This window comes from Brevundimonas sp. NPDC007368, assembly GCF_042869015.1.
Classification (GTDB): domain Bacteria; phylum Pseudomonadota; class Alphaproteobacteria; order Caulobacterales; family Caulobacteraceae; genus Brevundimonas.
Map to the genome: position 1 here is coordinate 254,986 of NZ_JBIAFA010000001.1, position 17,670 is coordinate 272,655.

At 66.9% G+C, this 17,670-nt stretch carries 17 protein-coding genes; 11 read left to right on the plus strand and 6 right to left on the minus strand.

All coding sequences use genetic code 11. The features are described 5' to 3' along the window. The first annotated feature begins 52 nt into the window (after positions 1–52). The 5 genes from ACFYLW_RS01290 to ACFYLW_RS01310 are packed head-to-tail and all read left to right on the plus strand — an operon-like array spanning position 53 to position 2,107. Complete coding sequence (locus ACFYLW_RS01290; RefSeq protein WP_390182524.1) at positions 53–589, plus strand: 6-pyruvoyl tetrahydropterin synthase family protein; 537 nt, start codon at positions 53–55, stop codon at positions 587–589. Further along, complete coding sequence (gene folB / locus ACFYLW_RS01295; RefSeq protein ID WP_390182525.1) at positions 586–975, plus strand: dihydroneopterin aldolase; 390 nt, start codon at positions 586–588, stop codon at positions 973–975. The genes ACFYLW_RS01290 and folB overlap by 4 nt, the downstream gene beginning before the upstream one ends. 58 nt (positions 976–1,033) lie before the next feature. Further along, positions 1,034–1,414: a serine/threonine protein kinase gene (locus ACFYLW_RS01300; protein ID WP_390182526.1), complete on the plus strand. Its 381-nt coding sequence runs from the start codon at positions 1,034–1,036 to the stop codon at positions 1,412–1,414. 10 nt (positions 1,415–1,424) lie between these two features. Then, the gene (locus tag ACFYLW_RS01305; protein ID WP_390182527.1) at positions 1,425–1,799 is read left to right on the plus strand and encodes a hypothetical protein; all 375 of its coding nucleotides are present in this window, start codon (positions 1,425–1,427) and stop codon (positions 1,797–1,799) included. Between the two features lie 17 nt (positions 1,800–1,816). Continuing rightward, positions 1,817–2,107, plus strand: coding sequence for a GNAT family N-acetyltransferase (locus ACFYLW_RS01310; protein WP_313105911.1), 291 nt, complete (start codon positions 1,817–1,819; stop codon positions 2,105–2,107). A gap of 137 nt (positions 2,108–2,244) precedes the next feature. On the opposite strand, the gene ACFYLW_RS01315 is transcribed toward ACFYLW_RS01310, so the two are convergent. From ACFYLW_RS01315 to ACFYLW_RS01325, 3 genes are all read right to left on the minus strand, one after another. Beyond that, complete coding sequence (locus ACFYLW_RS01315) at positions 2,245–2,574, minus strand: hypothetical protein (protein WP_390182528.1); 330 nt, start codon at positions 2,572–2,574, stop codon at positions 2,245–2,247. Between the two features lie 97 nt (positions 2,575–2,671). Then, positions 2,672–2,881: a hypothetical protein gene (locus ACFYLW_RS01320; RefSeq protein ID WP_390182529.1), complete on the minus strand. Its 210-nt coding sequence runs from the start codon at positions 2,879–2,881 to the stop codon at positions 2,672–2,674. A gap of 827 nt (positions 2,882–3,708) precedes the next feature. Continuing rightward, positions 3,709–4,059, minus strand: a complete 351-nt coding sequence (locus tag ACFYLW_RS01325; RefSeq protein ID WP_313472463.1) for a DUF559 domain-containing protein — start codon at positions 4,057–4,059, stop codon at positions 3,709–3,711. Between the two features lie 294 nt (positions 4,060–4,353). Here ACFYLW_RS01325 and ACFYLW_RS01330 point away from each other — a divergent pair, with 294 nt between their 5' ends. Next, entirely contained in the window at positions 4,354–4,998 is a 645-nt protein-coding gene (locus ACFYLW_RS01330) for a hypothetical protein (protein ID WP_313472464.1), read from the plus strand. On the opposite strand, the gene uvrB is transcribed toward ACFYLW_RS01330, so the two are convergent. Next, positions 4,982–7,342 carry an excinuclease ABC subunit UvrB gene (gene uvrB / locus ACFYLW_RS01335; protein WP_390182530.1) on the minus strand — a complete coding sequence of 787 codons (2,361 nt, stop codon included), beginning with the start codon at positions 7,340–7,342 and terminating at the stop codon, positions 4,982–4,984. The two genes, ACFYLW_RS01330 and uvrB, sit on opposite strands and share 17 nt — an antisense overlap. 90 nt (positions 7,343–7,432) lie before the next feature. Between uvrB and ACFYLW_RS01340 the strand changes: the two genes are divergently transcribed. The 5 genes from ACFYLW_RS01340 to ACFYLW_RS01360 all read left to right on the plus strand — a co-directional run bounded on the left by ACFYLW_RS01340 (position 7,433) and on the right by ACFYLW_RS01360 (position 13,133). Then, positions 7,433–8,569, plus strand: coding sequence for a beta-ketoacyl-ACP synthase III (locus ACFYLW_RS01340; protein WP_390182531.1), 1,137 nt, complete (start codon positions 7,433–7,435; stop codon positions 8,567–8,569). Then, on the plus strand, positions 8,509–9,249 hold the full coding sequence (locus ACFYLW_RS01345; protein ID WP_390182532.1) for an iron-containing redox enzyme family protein: 741 nt from the start codon (positions 8,509–8,511) through the stop codon (positions 9,247–9,249). The genes ACFYLW_RS01340 and ACFYLW_RS01345 overlap by 61 nt, the downstream gene beginning before the upstream one ends. Continuing rightward, positions 9,246–10,175, plus strand: coding sequence for a DUF6999 family protein (locus ACFYLW_RS01350; RefSeq protein ID WP_390182533.1), 930 nt, complete (start codon positions 9,246–9,248; stop codon positions 10,173–10,175). Before ACFYLW_RS01345 ends, ACFYLW_RS01350 begins: the two co-directional genes overlap by 4 nt. A 60-nt stretch (positions 10,176–10,235) precedes the next feature. Next, positions 10,236–11,501: a dicarboxylate/amino acid:cation symporter gene (locus ACFYLW_RS01355; protein ID WP_390182534.1), complete on the plus strand. Its 1,266-nt coding sequence runs from the start codon at positions 10,236–10,238 to the stop codon at positions 11,499–11,501. Positions 11,502–11,570: 69 nt separating this feature from the next. Next, positions 11,571–13,133, plus strand: coding sequence for a hypothetical protein (locus ACFYLW_RS01360; RefSeq protein ID WP_390182536.1), 1,563 nt, complete (start codon positions 11,571–11,573; stop codon positions 13,131–13,133). Positions 13,134–13,151: 18 nt separating this feature from the next. On the opposite strand, the gene ACFYLW_RS01365 is transcribed toward ACFYLW_RS01360, so the two are convergent. Both ACFYLW_RS01365 and ACFYLW_RS01370 read right to left on the minus strand, forming a co-directional pair. After that, a complete protein-coding gene (locus ACFYLW_RS01365) occupies positions 13,152–14,699 on the minus strand; it encodes a GNAT family N-acetyltransferase (protein ID WP_390182537.1) in 1,548 nt (515 codons plus the stop codon). A gap of 176 nt (positions 14,700–14,875) precedes the next feature. Beyond that, positions 14,876–17,668, minus strand: a complete 2,793-nt coding sequence (locus ACFYLW_RS01370) for a TonB-dependent receptor (protein ID WP_313102993.1) — start codon at positions 17,666–17,668, stop codon at positions 14,876–14,878. Between the last annotated feature and the right edge of the window lie 2 nt (positions 17,669–17,670).

The following is a 17,670-nucleotide window of genomic DNA, read 5'->3' on the forward strand; positions in this document are numbered from 1 at the left end:
CCCTTCGCGGCGCCTATATGGGGCGACTGCGTTTTCGGAACCCTTGCCCCTGATGCCTGCCGTCCAGTTCACCCGCCGCTTCTCGATGGCGCACCGGCTGATCGCCGATGCGGGGTCCAAGTGCGCCGTGCCGCACGGGCACAATGAGTTCGTCAAGGTGACGCTGGAGCCGACCGCCGAGATCGCCTTCGGCCAGTCCAACCACGCCGCCTCGTTCGAGAACCTGAAACGCCGCTGGCACGGCTTTGTCGACCGCAGCCTGGACCATGCCTTCCAGCTGAACCGCGCCGATCCTCTCCTGGCCTGGTTCCAGAGCCATGAGCCGCAGCGGCTGAACCAGGTCCTGACCATCGACGGCGATCCGACGACCGAGGCCCTGGTCATCGCGCTTTGGCGGAAATTGGAAGCCATCCTCGCGGCCGAGGGTCTGCCCTTCCGCCTGGCCGAACTGGCCATCGAGGAGACGCCGACCAATACCGTCCTGACGCGCGGCCTGACCGAGGCGGAGCGGGCCTGGAAGCTGGGCGACTGGTGCGACCGGGCCGATTTCAGCATCAACGACATCCTGCCGCCGGAGACCTGGTCGTGAGCGCCGTCGTCACGCCTTTCACGGCCTCCGAGCCGCGCCGTCTGGGCCTGACCGTCCTGGTGCGCGGTCTGGAGGTTCAGGCCGCCATCGGGGTTCACGCCCACGAGCATGGCCGGCTGCAGCCCCTGTTCGTCGACGTCGAGCTGGACCTGGGCGCCGCTCCGATCCGCACCCTGTCCGACACCCTGGACTATGAGGGCGTGGCCCGGATCGCCCGCGAACTGGCGGGGGGCGAACACATCGCCTTGGTCGAGACCTTCTCGGAACGCATCGCCCTGGCCTGCCTGAACGATCCGCGCGTCCTGGCGGTCAAGGTGCGGGTGGAAAAGCCCGGCGCCATTCCCGGCGCGGCGGCGGCGGGCTGCGAAGTCGCCTATTCACGCTGAGGCCGGTTGCGCGGGGCCGTTCGTCCCGCCATTGTCCCTCCTCGTTCAAGAGGTTCCGATGGTCCAGTCCGGCGATTACAGCAGCAACAGCGCGGCCACGACCGACCAGGCCGGCGACCTGACCAGCCTCTATGTCGGCTATGCCCTTATCCTGTTCGCCGTGCCGACCTTCGGCGTGGCGGCGGCGATCGGCCTGCTGCGGATGTGGCGCAAGGCCCCGCCCGCCGACCCCCTGGCGCGCAGCCACTTCGTCTTCCAGCAGCGGACCCTGTTGGCCGCCGTGGCCGCCATCATCGGCGGGGTGGTGCTGATCCTGATCAACGTCGGGGTCTTCGTCCTGTTCGTCATGGCGGTGTGGACCATCGTGCGCGGGGTTCTGGGCCTGAAGGACCTGCTGGAAGGCCGGGCCATCCGCGATCCGATGCGTCTGTTCTACTGAGGGGGTGGGCATGACCGATCAGATTTCGCAGGCGCGCGGCAATGGCCGTGACGGGGCCGTTCTGGCCTGGATCCTGTTCATCCTGTCGATCCCGAGCGCCAACCTGCTGGTTCTGGCGGGGCTGATCGTGGCCTATGCCGTTCGCGGGTCCGCGACGGGTCTGGCGGCCCAGCACATTGAGGCCCAGATTAGCCTGTTCTGGTCGGTCTTCTGGATCAGCGTCGCGTTGTGGGGCCTGATCGCGGTCAGCGCCCTGGCCTCGTTCATCCTGATCGGCATTCCCTTCCTGATGCTGTTCGGACTTCTTTTACTGCTGGTGTCGATCTGGTTCACGGTGAAAAGCGTTCTGGGTCTGCTGGCCCTGCTGAACGACCGGCCGGCCTGACTTCAGGAGCCTTTCTCGTGAGCGCCTTTCGCGACCAGCCCGCCGACCGCCGCTTCCAGCAGGAATTCGCCGACGCCGACGGGAACGAGCATCCCGTCTGGGCCGAGTACGCCATTCGCGGCCACGCCCGCGTCATCCTGCACGTCGAGGCCCACCCGGCCCTGCGCGGCCACGGCGCGGCGGGGAAGTTCATGCAGGCCCTGGCCGAACACGCCCGCGCCGAGAAGCTGACCCTGATCCCGCACTGCAGCTATGCGGTGGCCTGGCTGAAGCGGCATCCCGAGTACGCAGACGTACTCGGTTCCTAGTGGGCCGCGGTCGTCGGCCCTTCGGGACCTCCCGACCCGACGCGGCCAGGCGCTTCGCGCGCGCTTGAAAGGGCTAGGTGCAGGCTGCGCTCAAGCAGCGAGGCTCCGCGAGCCGAGCGATAGCGCCCTTCAAACCATCATGGATGGCTCTTGGCGATGATGGCCTTCATGGTCTCGGCCTTGACCGGCAGATCCTGGGCCAGGCGCTGGGCCAGTTCGCGGGCGCCGACGGGGTAGGCGTCGCCGCCCTCGGCGATCTCCTTGGCCATGTCGGCGGCCTTCAGCAGCACCTCTTCCAGCGCCTCGACCTGTTCGAGCGCCAGGGCGCGCGCCTCGGCCTGCAGGCGTTTGACACGTTCGGCGGTGGTTTCTGGCGCGCGCATCAGGTCATAGACCTCGGCCTCGGGGGAGGTGACCACCCGCAGGTTGGGACGGTCGTCGGATTCTGGACTGTTCGATTTCGACATGATGCACCCTTCGACACGACAATGCCGCAATTTCCGAGCCGTTCCCTTATTCATGTGAAGGGGGCGCCGGGTTTTGCGTCCCTGTGGCGCCCAAGCCTCAGGCCTCCGGCGGCCAGGGCGGTTCGTCCGGCGGCAGGGCCTTGCCGCGCGCCGCCGCCGCCTCGTCCTTGCGCTGGAAGGCGGCGACCAGATGATCGACACGCGAAAAGAACTCCTTTTGCAGCCGCCTCAGCTCTGCGGGGTGCATGTTGACGTCGTCGTCGGGGTCGACGGCGGGCGTGACGCGAGGCGGTCGGGGGCGGGCCATGAGGTTCTTTCTCCGGTGAGGCCAACGGGTTTCGCCGCCGCGCCGGACGGCGGGCGGTGGAGGGCTGGGCGGAGCGCCGGGCCGACGCCCGGAGTGTGATGTGGAATACCGTTTCGACGACGACTGACGCTCCGCGCGGACGGGCTTCCACGAGCTCGGGGCAGGCGCCGGTCTTATCGGCTACCCCCGGCGCCCGCGGCGGGCAGGGACCTGCTTGCGACAGGCCTCCTGGAACGGTCCGCGTAACCCCCGCGACCCTGACCGGAACCTCTCTGGCGGACGGGTCGAACGCCCCGTCGCTAGGCTCCATCGGCTCATTGTCCTGACGTGTGGTCTATCGCCCTTGCGGGCTGCTTGAGACCACGAGACGAAGGTTCAGGCGTTCGCCCTTGCTCCGTCTGTTGCATCTGTAGGTCGCGCGGCGAAGCTCGCCGCGACCTGTCCGCTGGGCTTCAGCGCCCTTGACCGGAGACCGCGACGGACGCCGCGCGGCCCGACAAGGACCCCGCTCCATCCGCTCCCGCCGCCCGCAAGGTCGCAGGCCTTACGAGCCCTCCATGCGACGGAACGAGCGCAGGGTGGCATGGGGGCGAGGTAGGGCGAGCTGAAAGGGGATGGCGGAGGGGGAAGGGCGGGAAATTACGGGGATTGGAGCGGGGAGATGCGCGTGTGTTTCCCTTCTCCACTTGCGGGAGAAGGTGGCGGCCGGAGGCCGACGGATGAGGGGTTTCTCACCCGAGGGTGAAGGCGATCATCGGCCAACCGCAGCGCGACCCCTCATCCGACCTCGCTCCGCTCGGCCACCTTCTCCCGCAAGGGGAGAAGGATTAGTCGCGGGTCAGCCTTGCATCTGCCGCTGCGATGATGGCCGCCAGCACCTCGTGCGGGCGGTTCTCGATCTGTTGGTTGGGGAAGCGCAGCACGCGAAAGCCTTGTGTGCGCAGCCATTCGTCGCGGGCGGCGTCTTGGGTGCGGTTGTCGTGAAGCGGGCCGTCGGCCTCGACGATCAGACGGTGCCGCAAGCAGACAAAGTCGGCGACGTAGCGCCCGATCACCACCTGCCGCCGGAACTTCAGCCCTTCCAGCCGCCGGTCCCGCAGAATGGCCCACAACCGCCGCTCATAGAGGGCTGGCTCGCGGCGCATCGCCTTGGCGCGGGTGTGCAGCCATTCGGTCATATGGCGACGTTATCCCTTCTCCCCTTGCGGGAGAAGGTGGCCCGCGCAGCGGGTCGGATGAGGGGTTTCTGGCGGTTGGATGAAGGCCGGTCGTCAGCAGGCGTCGCGATACCCCTCATCCGTCAGCCTCCGGCTGCCACCTTCTCCCGCAAGGGGAGAAGGAAAGTTGCGGAATTAAAGAGCAGTAATCGAAATGGCATTCAGGAAATTAAAGTTCGTCGAACTTTGGAATCAAACTAACCTTTCGAGATCAGCGAAAGGTATGATGTGCCCACTTTTGGATTTTCCGCCTTCTTGAAGTTGCTGGCGCTGAACGCACGCCCGCAACGTACCGAGCTTCGGAAGCGATTGCTGCCGAGTGTTGAAGGCGGGTATGATTTTCATCGCCGCTTCCGACTTCTGGCGCATCGCTACCTTAGCGGCGGAGAGAGCTTGCCAGATCTGTTCGCGGAAACGGAGGAGTACGGCAATGTTGCCGAAGGTCGTGCTGCACGCGAGGCGTTAGAATTTCTGGAGGATTGGCGGGCCAATATGCCGGGCCGACTTTTCGCGTTCGGATCGCGAACTTGGGAAAGCGCCAACGGAGCCTTCAAGGTGAGGTTCACGCCAGACTTTGGCATCGAAATCGACGGGGTTCGGGTCGGTGTCCACATCTGGAAGACGCAGCGGCCTCCGCTCGACGCGCGCATGACATATGCAGCGCTGTCGTTGTTCCCGGATTTGTATGCCGATGAGGTAGGCGGTCCGGAAGATTTTGCGGTGCTATCGGTGATCGACGGACGACTTTATCGGCTGAGTGATGTTGATAATCCGTCTGTTATGGCGGGGCGCGTGATGGTCGCCATCGAGAATCTCATTGAAGAGATCGGTGATGAAATTGCGTCGCCGCAACCTCCTCTAGGCGATCAACCAGGCTCACCCCCTACCGCCCCTTCCTGAACGCCTCCGCCTTTTCGGCCGCGGCTTCCTTGCGCCAGCGTTTGGGGGCTGACTTGTCGACCTCTTCGCCGGCGCCGGTGAGGGCTTCGTTGGCGAATTCGAGGTCGAGGAGCTTCATCTTCTTGATCTCGTCGCGCAGGCGGGCGGCTTCCTCGAACTCGAGGTTGGCGGCGGCCTCGCGCATCCTGCCTTCCAGGTCCTTGAGGGCGGCCTGGAAGTTGGAGCCGAGGAAGGGCTTGGCGGCTTCGGCGACGCCGGGGCGGGTCAGCTGATCGAGGTCGCGGGACTCGTAGGGGCTGTCGAGGATGTCCTTGATGTCGCGCTTGACGCTCTCGGGCGTGATGCCGTGTTCGAGGTTGTAGGCCTGCTGTTTCTCGCGGCGGCGGTTGGTCTCGGCGATGGCGCGCTCCATCGAGCCGGTCATCTTGTCGGCGTAGAGGATGACGCGGCCGTCGACGTTGCGGGCGGCGCGGCCGATGGTCTGGATCAGGGAGGTTTCCGAACGCAGGAAGCCTTCCTTGTCGGCGTCGAGGATGGCGACCAGACCGCACTCGGGGATGTCGAGGCCCTCGCGCAGCAGGTTGATGCCGATCAGGACGTCGAAGGAACCGAGACGCAGATCACGCAGGATCTCGATCCGCTCAAGCGTGTCGACGTCGGAGTGCATGTAGCGGACCTTCACGCCCTGCTCGTGCATGTACTCGGTCAGGTCCTCGGCCATCTTCTTGGTCAGGGTGGTGACGAGAGAGCGGTAGCCGGCGCGGCTGGTGGCCTTGACCTCGTCGATGACGTCGTCGACCTGGTTGCGGGTGGCGCCGGAGACGGGACGGATCTCGACCGGGGGGTCGATCAGGCCGGTGGGGCGGATGACCTGTTCCACGAAGACGCCGCCGGTGCGCTCCATCTCCCACGGGCCGGGGGTGGCCGAGACGTGGACCGTCTGGGGCCGCATGGCGTCCCATTCGTCGAACTTGAGCGGGCGGTTGTCGATGGCGGAGGGCAGGCGGAAGCCGTACTCGGCCAGGGTGGATTTGCGGCTGTAGTCGCCTTTGAACATGGCGCCGATCTGGCCCACGGTGACGTGGCTTTCGTCGACGAAGAGCAGGGCGTTGTCGGGGATGTATTCGAAGAAGGTGGGCGGCGGCTCGCCCGGCGCGCGGCCGGTCAGCCAGCGGCTGTAGTTCTCGATGCCGGCGCAGGAGCCGGTGGCCTCCATCATCTCCAGATCGAAGCGGACGCGCTGCTCCAGACGCTGGGCCTCCAGCAGCTTGCCGTTCTCGTTCATCCAGGCGAGCGTCTCCTTCAGCTCCTCCTTGATGCCGGTGATGGCCTGGTTCAGCGAGGGACGCGGGGTGACGTAGTGGCTGGCGGCGTAGACGGTGACCTCTTCCAGCTCGGCGGTCTTCTTGCCGGTCAGGGGGTCGAACTCCTGGATCGACTCCAGCTCGTCGCCGAACAGCTGGATGCGCCAGGCGCGGTCCTCCATGTGGACGGGGAAGATCTCCAGCACGTCGCCGCGCTTGCGGAACATGCCGCGCTCGAAGTTGAGGTCGTTGCGCTTGTACTGCAGGGCGATGAGGTCGGCGCGCAGCTTGGCCTCGTCGATGACGTCGCCGACCTTCAGGGTGAAGGTCATGGCGGTGTAGGTCTCGACCGAGCCGATGCCGTAGATGCAGGAGACCGAGGCGACCACGATGACGTCGTCCCGCTCCAGGATCGCGCGGGTGGCGGCGTGGCGCATCCGGTCGATCTGCTCGTTAATCGAGCTGTCCTTCTCGATGTAGGTGTCGGTGCGCGGGACGTAGGCCTCGGGCTGGTAGTAGTCGTAGTAGCTGACGAAATACTCGACGGCGTTGTCGGGGAAGAAGGCCTTGAACTCGGAATAGAGCTGGGCGGCCAGGGTCTTGTTGTGGGCCAGGATCAGGGCCGGGCGCTGGGTCTGCTCGATGACCTTGGCCATGGTGAAGGTCTTGCCCGAGCCGGTGACGCCCAGAAGCACCTGATCGCGTTCGCCGGCCTCGGCCATGGCGGACAGCTCGGCGATGGCGGCGGGCTGGTCCCCGGCGGGGGTGTATTTCGTCTCCAGACGGAAGCGGCCGCCCTTCTTCGCGCCTTCGCGCGAGGGGCGGTGGGGGACCCAGTCGGCCGGGGCGGCGGGCGGTATCTCCGGCGTCAGGCGCGGGCCGGCGACGGGGGCGAACATGGGCATGGCCTTGCCGCCGCGGCCGCGCGGTGCGTCGTGGACGAAGGGCGCGGCCATCTCCTGCATCCCCGCGCTCTGGGCGGCGCTTTGGCCGGGCACATGGACGGGCTTGGTGGGCGGTGTCGAAGGAGAACGAGCCATGAACGTCAAGGTAGTGCGCGCGGGCCGATGACGCCATAGGCGACCGTTTGCCGCTTGTGCGGGTCGGGGCGTGCGGCCAAGGTCCGCGCCATGAGTATGCTTCGCGACGTCTTCATCACCGGGACCGGCGCCGTCCTGCCCGGCGAACGGATCGGCAATGACCGGATGGAGGACTTCATCGGCCGCATCAACGGCCGGGCGTCCGCCGTCGGGCGGCGCGCCCTGCGCTGGAACGGGATCGAGGGGCGGCACTACGCCCTGAATACTGACGGCGAACCGCTGCACTCCAACGCCTCCATGTGCGCCGAGGCGGTGCGGGCGGCCCTGGACGCGGCGGGGCTGAGCCTGGGCGACCTGCAGCATCTGGGTGCGGCGGCGACGCAGGGCGACTATCTGGTGCCCGGCCACGCCAGCGCGGTTCACGCCGAACTGGGCGCGGGGCCGCTGGAGGCCTTCAGCTATCAGTCGGTCTGCGCCAGCGCCCTGATGGCGGCCAAGGGGGCCTGGCTGAGCGTGCGCGCGGGCGAGGCGGACGTGGCCGCCGCCTGTGCGGGCGAGTTCTCGTCCCGCTGGTTCCGCCCGCATTTCTATGAGGGCACGGCCCTGGTGGACGAGAAGGGGCGGGCGCGGATCGAGGCGGACTTCCTGCGCTTCACCCTGTCGGACGGAGCGGGCGCCGTGGTGATGGAGCCGAGGCCGAAGCCCGGGGGGCTGAGCCTGAAGGTCGAATGGATCGACATGACCTCCCTGGCCGGGCGTTTCGATCCCTGCATGTGGGCCGGATCGACGCCGCAGGCGCGCGCCGACATGACCAGCGCCTGGAGCCATGCAGGCCCTGTGGCCGCCCATGCGGCGGGGGCGGTGGCCCTGTTGCAGGACTTCGACCTGCTGAAGATCGTCATTCGCGCCTGGATCGGCGTCTGGCTGGAGAAGGTGGACGCCGGAAGGATCGTCCCGGATCAGGTCGATCACCTGTTGTGCCATTACTCGGCGCGGTCGTTGCGTCAGGAGATCGTCGGCCTGCTGGAAAGCACCGCCGCCATGATCCCGGAGGAGAAGTGGTTCACGACCCTGGCCGACAGCGGCAATGTCGGCTCGGCCTCGATCTGGGTCATGCTGGACGCCTTCCTGAAGTCGGGACGCGGAAAGCGCGGAGACAGGGTGCTGTGCATCGTGCCCGAGAGCGGGCGGGCGATGATCGGCTTCATGATGCTGGAGATTGTCTGATGGCGGAACAACGGGCCGAGACGGCGGTGGCCGACACCTTGCGGAAGCTGGCGGTCGTCTTCGCCGACTTCGAGCAGCGGCTGGAGGCGACGCCCCTGATCCGCAAGCTGACCCGCGGGCGGTTCGAGGTCGCCGACTACCACGCCTTCCTGATCAACCTGCGCCAGCAGGTGAAGGACGGGGCGCTGTGGATGAGCCGGGCGGCGTCGAACATCGGCGAGGACCATCTGGAGCTGCGCTCGACCCTGATGCGCCATGCCGTGACCGAGCATCGCGACTTCCGCCTGCTGGAGGCCGACTTCACAGCCTCGGGCGGGGCGCTGGAGGATATTCAGTCGGCGCCGAAGAACGTGGGGTCCGAGGCCCTGTCGGCCTGGATGTTCCATGAGGCGTCGAAGCCTGACCCGTTTGGCCTGCTGGGCGCCATGTTCATCATCGAGGGGCTGGGCTCGATCAAGGCGCGGCCCTGGGGCCTGAAGGTGCAGGAGCGCCTGGCCCTGCCCGACGAGGCGGTGCGCTTCCTGCTCTATCACGGCGACAACGACGCCGAGCACATGAAGGAGTTCGAGGAGATGCTGGGCATGGTCCTGCCCGATCCCTTCGTCGCCGAACGCATCGTCACCACGGCCAAGGTCACAGCCCGCCTCTACGCCCTGCAGATCGAGGAGATCGCGGCGTGAGATACTACAAGCCGCACGAGGACCCGTTCGATCCCGCGCGGTTCGATCCGAAAGACCCCGATCCGTGGATGGCGCTGTATCTCGACCACAGCCTGCCCATCGACGACGGGGCAAAGCGTGATCTGCTGCTGGGGGCGCGGTCGCGGTCGCGGCGCTGGTTCTTTCCGGTGGCGCGGCCTCTGGTCTTCCTGTTCTTCTGTCTGGTGAAGGTGCTGCGGGTCATTTCGCCCAAGCATCCCAACCTGAACGGCCTGCTGCACCGGACCATCCACTGGGGCCTGCGCACCTTCGCCACGCCCGAGGCCAACCGGGTGATCCTGCGCCACTTCCACGTCGGGTCCGAACTGACCGCCTTCGTGCGCGAGAACGCGGGCGTAGGCGACAAGGTGACGAAGTGGCCTTTGACGCCGACGCGGCTGAAGGACATCGAGCCGGATCTGTTTCTTCAGCACGACCTGAACATCTTCAACTTCGTCATCGAGCTGAACACGGTGCTGCGGACCGAGGGGCGCGAGCTGACGCCGCCGGAACGCATCGACTTCTCCATGATCTCGGACGAATTCCCGCCGTTCGAGGAATTCCCGCGCCGCTGGCACAACTTCGTCGACGTGCAGACGGCGGTGGAGTTCTACACCCCCATCTACGCCCTGATGCTGCCGCGCGACGACTTCGTGCGGGCCTCCAGTTCGCTGCAGCTGGACGAGGTGATGGCCATCTACATCGCCCGCATCCTGGGCACGAGCTACCACATGGCCTTCGTCAAGAACGGCCATCCGCTGGTGGCCCTGTCGACGCTGCAGGCGGGTTATCGGTTGATGATGCACGGGCTGGATTCAGAGGCCATGCACGGCTGGCTGCGGGTGATGAAGGCGCGTCAGGCGGCGGGCCTGCCGCTGGACCCGGCCAATTCGGGCACGCCGCATTAGGGGGCGCGGCGCCGCCGATTTCCTCTGGCGTGTTTCACCGGCGCTGATAGCGTCGCCGTTATGAAAACGGCGCGTTCCTTTCTGACCTCCCTCAGCACCCTGGTGCTGCTGTCGCTCGTGCTGGGCCTGGTCGCCGGGGCGGCGGCGCAGAAGTGGGGCCTGCCGGGCGGCCACGCCACGGCGGACTTCATCCAGGCCCTGGGCCAGCTGTGGCTCAACGCCCTGCGCATGACCATCATTCCCCTGGTGTTCAGCCTGCTGGTCACCGGCATCGCCTCCATCGCCGATGCGGCGCGGACGGGGCGGCTGGCGATGAAGGCCGTGGCCTGGTTCGGCGGGCTGATCGTCTTCGCCACCGTCTACGCCGTGGGGGCGGCCTATGGCCTGCACGCCCTTTGGCCGATCGACCCCGAGGGCGCGCGCCTGTTGCTGGCCATCAAGCCCGAGGGCGCCGAGGGGCTGGGCGCCGGCGCGCCCTTCAGCGAGTTCCTGAAGACCATCGCCCCCGCCAACCCGATCCGCGCGGCGGCCGAGGACGCCATCCTGGGCATGGTGGTCTTCGCCGTCTTCTTCGGCTTCGCCGCCTCGGGCCTACCCGACCGGCTGCGCACGCCGCTGATCACCTTCTTCGAGGCGGTGGGCGAGACCATGATCACCATCGTCCGCTGGGTGCTGATGGCGGCCCCCCTGGGGGTCTTCGCCCTGTCGATCGGGGTGGGGCTGATGGCGGGGGCCAGCGCGGCGGGCGTCCTGCTGCACTATGTGGCCCTGATCTCGCTGGCCTGCATCGGCATGGGCCTGATCTTCTATCCGCTGGCGGTGATCTTCGGCCGGGTGTCGCTGGGCCGGTTCGCCCGGGCGGCGGCGCCGGCCCAGGTGGTGGCCTTCTCGACCCAGTCGTCCCTGGCCAGCCTGCCGGTCATGGTCGAGCGGTCGGTGGACGCCCTGGGGGTCAAGCGGGCGACGGCGGGCCTGGTCCTGCCTCTGGCGGTGGCGGTGTTCCGCATCACCAGCCCGGTCGCCAACCTGGGCGTGGCCATCTACTGCGCCCACCTGTTCGGCATCGAGCCCTCGGCGGGCCAACTTCTGGCCGCCATGCTGACGGCGGTGCTGATCTCGATCGGCACCGTGGGCCTGCCCGGTCAGGCCAGCTTCTTCGCCTCCATCGCCCCCATCTGCATCGCCATGGGCGTGCCGCTGGAGATGCTGCCCCTGCTGCTGGCGGTCGAGGTCATCCCCGACATCTTCCGCACCCTGGGCAATGTCACCGCCGACATGGCCGTGACGCGGATGGTGCAGGGCGGCGAGGTCGCGGACGCCGACTGACCGACGGTTGACCAAGCTTCGCCGTTAAGGCCAAGCTTCCTTCCTTCGGGGCGATGGAAGGAAGACGCCATGAGCAAGAGACTGGCGGGCGCGTTCGCCGCCCTGGCGATGGCGTGCGGCGCGGCGGCGCCTGCCCTGGCTCAACAGGCGGCGACCATCGAGGCGCGCACCGCGCCGGGCGGGGTGGTCGTGACCTGGCGGCTGGCCGAACCGACCACGCGGGTCGCCTTCTTTTCGCGCAGCGTCATCCGCGACCTGTGGACTGTGACGACGCCGGGCCTGACGCTGAAGGACGGCGCGGTCGAGGGCGAGGCGCCGTTCGACCGTTTCGAGATCCGCATCGCCCCCGACGCCGCCGAGGTGGACCGCATCTACATGGGGCTGACTCGCGTGGGGACGGGCCATGTCCTCTACGGCCCGGGGCTGGAGCTGCAAGGCATGGACGCCGTCCTGACCATGCGTCCGGTTGAGGGCGAGGCCACCCTGCCTACGGCGGACGCGGTCAAGGGCTATGTCTATCTGGGCCCGCAAGAGGCGGTGATGCGCCGCGACGGCGCTGTGGTCGTGACCAGCGCCTCGGCCCCGCCGGCCCTGACAGGGCTGTTGCGCGACGGCTATTTCGCGGCGCAAAAATTCTACGGCGCGCGGCTGGATCATGTCCTGCCGACCGAGCCGACGCTGATCATCTCGACCGACAGTCCGGGGCCGATGTCCTATCGCGGCGACGTGACCGATACGGGCGTCATCTCGCTGCGTTTCCACGGGGACATGTGGGCCTCGCCGCCGCCGGACGTGGCGGTGCCTCTGGGCACCTTAGTCTGGCATGAGGCCTTCCATCTGTGGAACGGCCACGGGGTGGAAACGAAGGACGGCGAAACAGCCCCCTGGCTGCACGAGGGCGGGGCCAAATACGGCGCCCTGGTCGCCGCCGTCTCGACCGGAGTGATTGACGAGGATCAGGCGCGTGCGGCGCTGACGCAGCGGTTGAACGGCTGCCGCAAGACGCTGGGCGACGTTGATTATGACGCTCGAAAGGGCGTGGTGGTGCAGTGGATAGCCGACCTGGAGACGCGCCGGGCGTCGGGCGGGACGCGCGATGTCTTCGATCTGTGGAAGACCCTGCTGGACGCCGGGCGCGCCGGGGACGGCTATGGCGTGACCGACTTCCGCGCCCTGCTGCAGCCGGACAGTGCGGTCGGCGTGCTGATGGACGGGCCGGGCGCGGTGCGCTGGGCCGGGATCGAGGCGCGGCTGGCGGCGCTGGGGGTGAGGATGGAGAACCGGCCGGCTCCGTCTGACTATCAGACAGCGGCCCTGTGGCACGTCGCCGAAGGGCTGTGCACCGGTTCCATCGGCTACTACACGAATGAGGACGGCATACGCCTCGACACGGGCGACCGCTGCGGCGTCCTGTCGGGCGATCCCAAGATCGCGTCGGTTGAGGCCCTCGATCCGATGACGGAGAGCGAGGCCATGTTCCGCGCGATCCAGGCGCGCTGCGCGGAGTCCCTGCCGGTGCGCTATGAGACGCGCGAGGGCCGGGTGATCGAGGCGCCCTGCGACCGCCCGCTGACCGCGCCGCAGGTCCAGGCCGTCACCGTTGCGCCGCCGCTGGCGACGCGAGCGATCTGACGCGGGGGGAACGGGGGCCTAGGGGCGGGCCAGGGCGACGGCGGGGCGGGGGAGGCTCCATGCCGCCGCGCTGAGTCGGTTCCAGGTTGGAGCCGGGCTGTCTTCGGCGCCGAACACCACGGCCGGCCCCCTTCGACCCGCGAGGGCCAGATGCACGATGAGGCGCTTGGCCTCTTCGTTCGTCGGTTTCAAGCGAACGACCTGGCGGCAGGCGGCGAGCGCGGCGGCGTCGTCGCCGAGGGCGTGGAGCGAGTGCGCCAGCTTCAGCCAGGCGTTGTCGCCGCCGGGGGCGATCGCCGTCGAGCGGGTGAGCAGACGCGCGGCCTCGGCGTGTTCGGCCCGCGCCGCCAGCAGGCGTCCGAGGCGATAGAGCGTCAGGGCGTCGTCGGGGCGCATGGTCAGGATCTGCCGATAGGCACGTTCCGCGGCGGCGATCTCGCTCTTCTTCTCGAGGTTGAGCGCCATGTCGCGCATGCGCTCCAGGCATCGGGGGTCCAGCGCTCCGCCGAGATTTTCCCCGCTGCGGGTCGCGACAGAGCAAGCGCGCAACCGGTCATCCCCGGGCGCGAACAGGTATTTGTACGGCTCGTCGCCGCGCAGGAAGTCATAGGTGGCCAGGCCCTGGGCTATGGCGTGGCGAATGCTGAAGGCGTGCAGCAGATAGCCGGCGGGCGCCTCGTCGTAGCTCTCGTCCCGGCCGGTGATGACGAACAGCATGGCCTTCTTGACCGGGTCGACCAGGATGGCCAGTGCGGCCACCGGCCGTCCGGCGTGCCGGAAGACCGGCAGGAACAGGCTTCCGTTGCGGGCGGCGCGGGTCAGCATGGCGCGGTTGCAGCGGACGAGGTCGTCGGTGCGGGCGCCCTTGCGGCGGCCCCATTTGCTCTTCCACAGGCCCATCAGCATGTCGATGTCGCGGGCGTAGGTTTCACTGTCCGACAGGGTGATCTCGTAGTCCTCGGACGCCTCGACCTTGCGCAGCCAGCGCCTGATCTTCTGCCGGTTGTTGGCGCTGAGGGTTTCCAGATAGGCGTCCCAGTCCGAGGGCAGGGCGATCGAGGGGCAGATGCTGTGGTCGGTCCCGGCGACCTTGTCGACATAGTCGATGTCCTTGTGGACGAAGCGGCGCTCGTCGAAGGCCGAGAGGAAGAGCCGGCGCCGGCGGTCGGACATCCGCAGGTTCTCCAGGGTCAATTTGGCCCAGTTCAGCTTCTTGCGCAGATGGTCGGTGAAGGCTGAAATCGCCGCCGCCTCGGCGTCGGGACGGGCCAGCAGGCCCGCGTAGTCGGCATAGCCGCCGCCGGCGAGGTAGAGCTCGTTGACGAAGCCCCGCTCCTTGTCGAAATGAACCCGCATCCGCAGCGGCAGGAAGGCGACATAGCGGTCGTCCGTCGGCGACTCCTTGGCCGCGAGCACCAGCCAGACCGTCGGGCGGGCGGCCAGCCAGTCGGCCATCCAGCGCCATGACATGAACAGGCTCGCTTCGGGGTCTGCCGCATAGACCGCCTCCCAGTCGCCGCGCACGCCCTTGAGCGCGTCGAAACCCTCGATGACGTCAACGTGCATCGTGCAACCCCTCACACCTCAGCCGTGCGACAAACGGGGCCTTGATCGATTTGGTTCCAGATCTGTCAGGACCGGTGCGGGGCGGCGGCGATGCGATGCAATGCCGGTATCCTAATAAAAGAGCGCCGCCCCTCGTCGAGGGACGGCGCCAAGCGCAGGCCAGGAGAGGAGCCTGCTCAGAAGGTGTAGCGAAGCCCCACGAAGAACTGACGGCCGGTGTGACTGTAGACGTTCAGACGATTGCTGGCGTCAACGTACTGGTCGTTGAACTCGTCGGTCAGGTTGATGCCTTCGATGCTGACCTTCAGCTTGTCGCTGATGTTGTAGGACGCCTGCATGTCGAAGTTCATGGTCTCGTTGGTGCCATGGACGCTGTTGCCGTCGTTGCCCGGCACCGCCGTCAGATAGCCGTCGCGATAGGCCACGGAGCCGCGAATGCTGAACTTGTCGGTCTCGTAGTAGAGGGTGGCGTTCCAGGCGTTCTTGGACAGACCCGTCAGCGTCTGGGTGATGGTGGGAGCGCCCGGCGTCGTCGAGGTCAGGTACTCGATCTCGGAATCGACGAAGGTGTAGTTGGCCTGAACGCCGAAGTTCTCCATCCAGCCGGGCAGGAAGCTCAGACGTTTCTGGACATTGATCTCGAAGCCCTTCAACTCCCCGCCCGGCGAGTTGACCGGCTGGCTCACAGCGAAGAGATCGGTCGGCAGGGCCGAGGTGCCGTCAAGCAGCGAGTTGGGCAGACCAAGCTGATTGAACGGAATGTCCTGCCGCAGGTTTTGCACGAACGAGTTGATCTTCTTGTAGAACAGGCCAACGGCGAACAGGCTGTCGGCGTCGGGGTACCATTCGAGCGACAGGTCCAGATTGTCGGACTTGGTCGGATCAATATTGGGATTGCCCGAGGAGAAGCTCCGGTTGGCGCCCTGGATGCCGACGTCGCCGCCGGGCGTCAGCACGCTGATTGAAGGCCGGGCGATGGTCTGGGCGGCCGAGATGCGCGCCACCACCGTGTCTGTCAGGTCGACCGCGAGGTTCGCTGACGGCAAGAGCATGTCGTAGTCGCGACGGGCGCGAACCAGCTGGATGGTCGAACCCACGGCCGCATAGCCGTCCGAATACTGCTCGGTCAGGACGTAACGGGCGCCGAGGTCGCCGCGCCAATTCAGGCCAAACGCGTCGAAGTGGAAGTCGGCCTGCAGGTAGGCCCCCAGATCCTTCTCATCGACGGTGATGTACTGTCCACGCGCCGAAGAGTTGTTCAGACCGGTCAGGGCGTAGATGCCGTTGCCCGAGTAGATGTCGTAGGTCGCGATGAACTTGTTGAGATCCGGCGCAAGCCAGCTGGTCGGAGCCCCCGAGGGCAGGCCGAGATTACGACCAAAGCCCGAAAAGACCCTCGACACGTCGGCCAGTTGCTGGGGCGTCAAGGTCTGCACGACGGTTTCAGACGTCCGATAGAGGCCCTCGGAGTCGAAATGGAAGCGGCGGAAGTCGATTCCTCCCTTCAGGGTGATGTTCTCGTTGGCGTCGAACTCGCCGTAGGCCTTGGCGGTCGTGAAGGTATTGGTCACCGCGCTCGGACGAATACGGACCTCGGAGGTGCCGTTGATCATCGACCAGTTGGCCGGGTTGGTCAGATCGAAGCCAAAGTCGAACTTGGGCATCCGCGACGTGAAGTCGTAGGAAAAGCCGTTGGTGTTCGCCCGGTCAAACGTGACGATGGTGGAGACCGGGTTGGTGAATTCCGAACGCGAATAGCCGCCGATGAAGCCGGAGCGGAAACGGTCGGTCCAGTTACGCGTCGCGGTGAAGGTGTATTGCTGGAACTGGGTTTCCAGCTCGTCATGGGCTGACTGGGAGCGCACGTCCACGGCGTCGAACACGCCCTGAACGATATTGCGCCCGTCGACGGTGCCGGAGCGGATGATGGTCTGCGGCTTGCCCGTTCCGCCACGGCTGAAGCCGATGGCCTGGAGCTGGGCTTCGTCTCGCGTGCTCTTCACGTCGGAGTAGAGAACATCCAGCGTCAGCGTCGTCTGATCGTCAGGCTTGAACTGAAGCGAACCGGTCAGGCCCAGGCGTTCGGTGTTGTGATCATACTGGACGTAGGAGGGAATCCGCGGGTGGTAGAGCGCCGTGGATGTATTGGTGTTGTTGATCTGCCCGATCGTATAGCCGTTCAGCGTCGACGAGGGATTGAAGCCGCCGTTCGCGCCGCCGAAGGTCCAGCGCGTGATGTTGGCGCCTTCCTCAAGGATATGACGCTCTTCATAGGCCGCCGAGAACAGGGCGCCGAACTTGCCGTCCATCCAGGTGTTCGAGGCCAGAAGGGTAAAGCGCGGCTTCACGTCCCGCGCCAAGTCGTTGTAGCTGGCCTGGACCCCCATCACGACGGTCGGCTCGCGATAGTCGAACGGGCGGGCGGTCTGCAGGTCGACGGTGGCGCCCAGCGAGCCTTCCTCGACGTCCGCCGAGGCCGACTTGCGCACCGTCAGGCTGTTGAACAGCTCGGAAGCGAACATGTTGAAGTCGAAGCCGCGCGAACGGTTGGTGCCGCCCGAGTTGACCGTGCCGCCCGTGGTGGCGATCGCTTCCATGCCGTTGACGCGGACGCGGGTGTATTCCGAACCCAGGCCGCGCACCGAAATCTGGCGGCCCTCGCCGTTGGCGCGGCTGATGGTGACGCCCGGCACGCGCTGCAGCGATTCCGCCAGGTTCAGGTCAGGGAAGTCGGCGATGTCCTCGGCCTTGATGACGTCGACCACGCCGCTCTCGCGGCGCTTGGCGTTGATCGCGCCCTGAAGGCTGGCGCGGAACCCGGTGACGACGATTTCGTCCACCTGGGTCGCCGGTTCGTCCTGCGTCTCCGCGGACTGGGCGTAGGCGCCGCCGGCGACGCTGGCCGCCATCACCGCCAGAGCCGACGCCCCGGCTTTCAACGCAAATTGGAATCCATGCCTGGAACGCATCG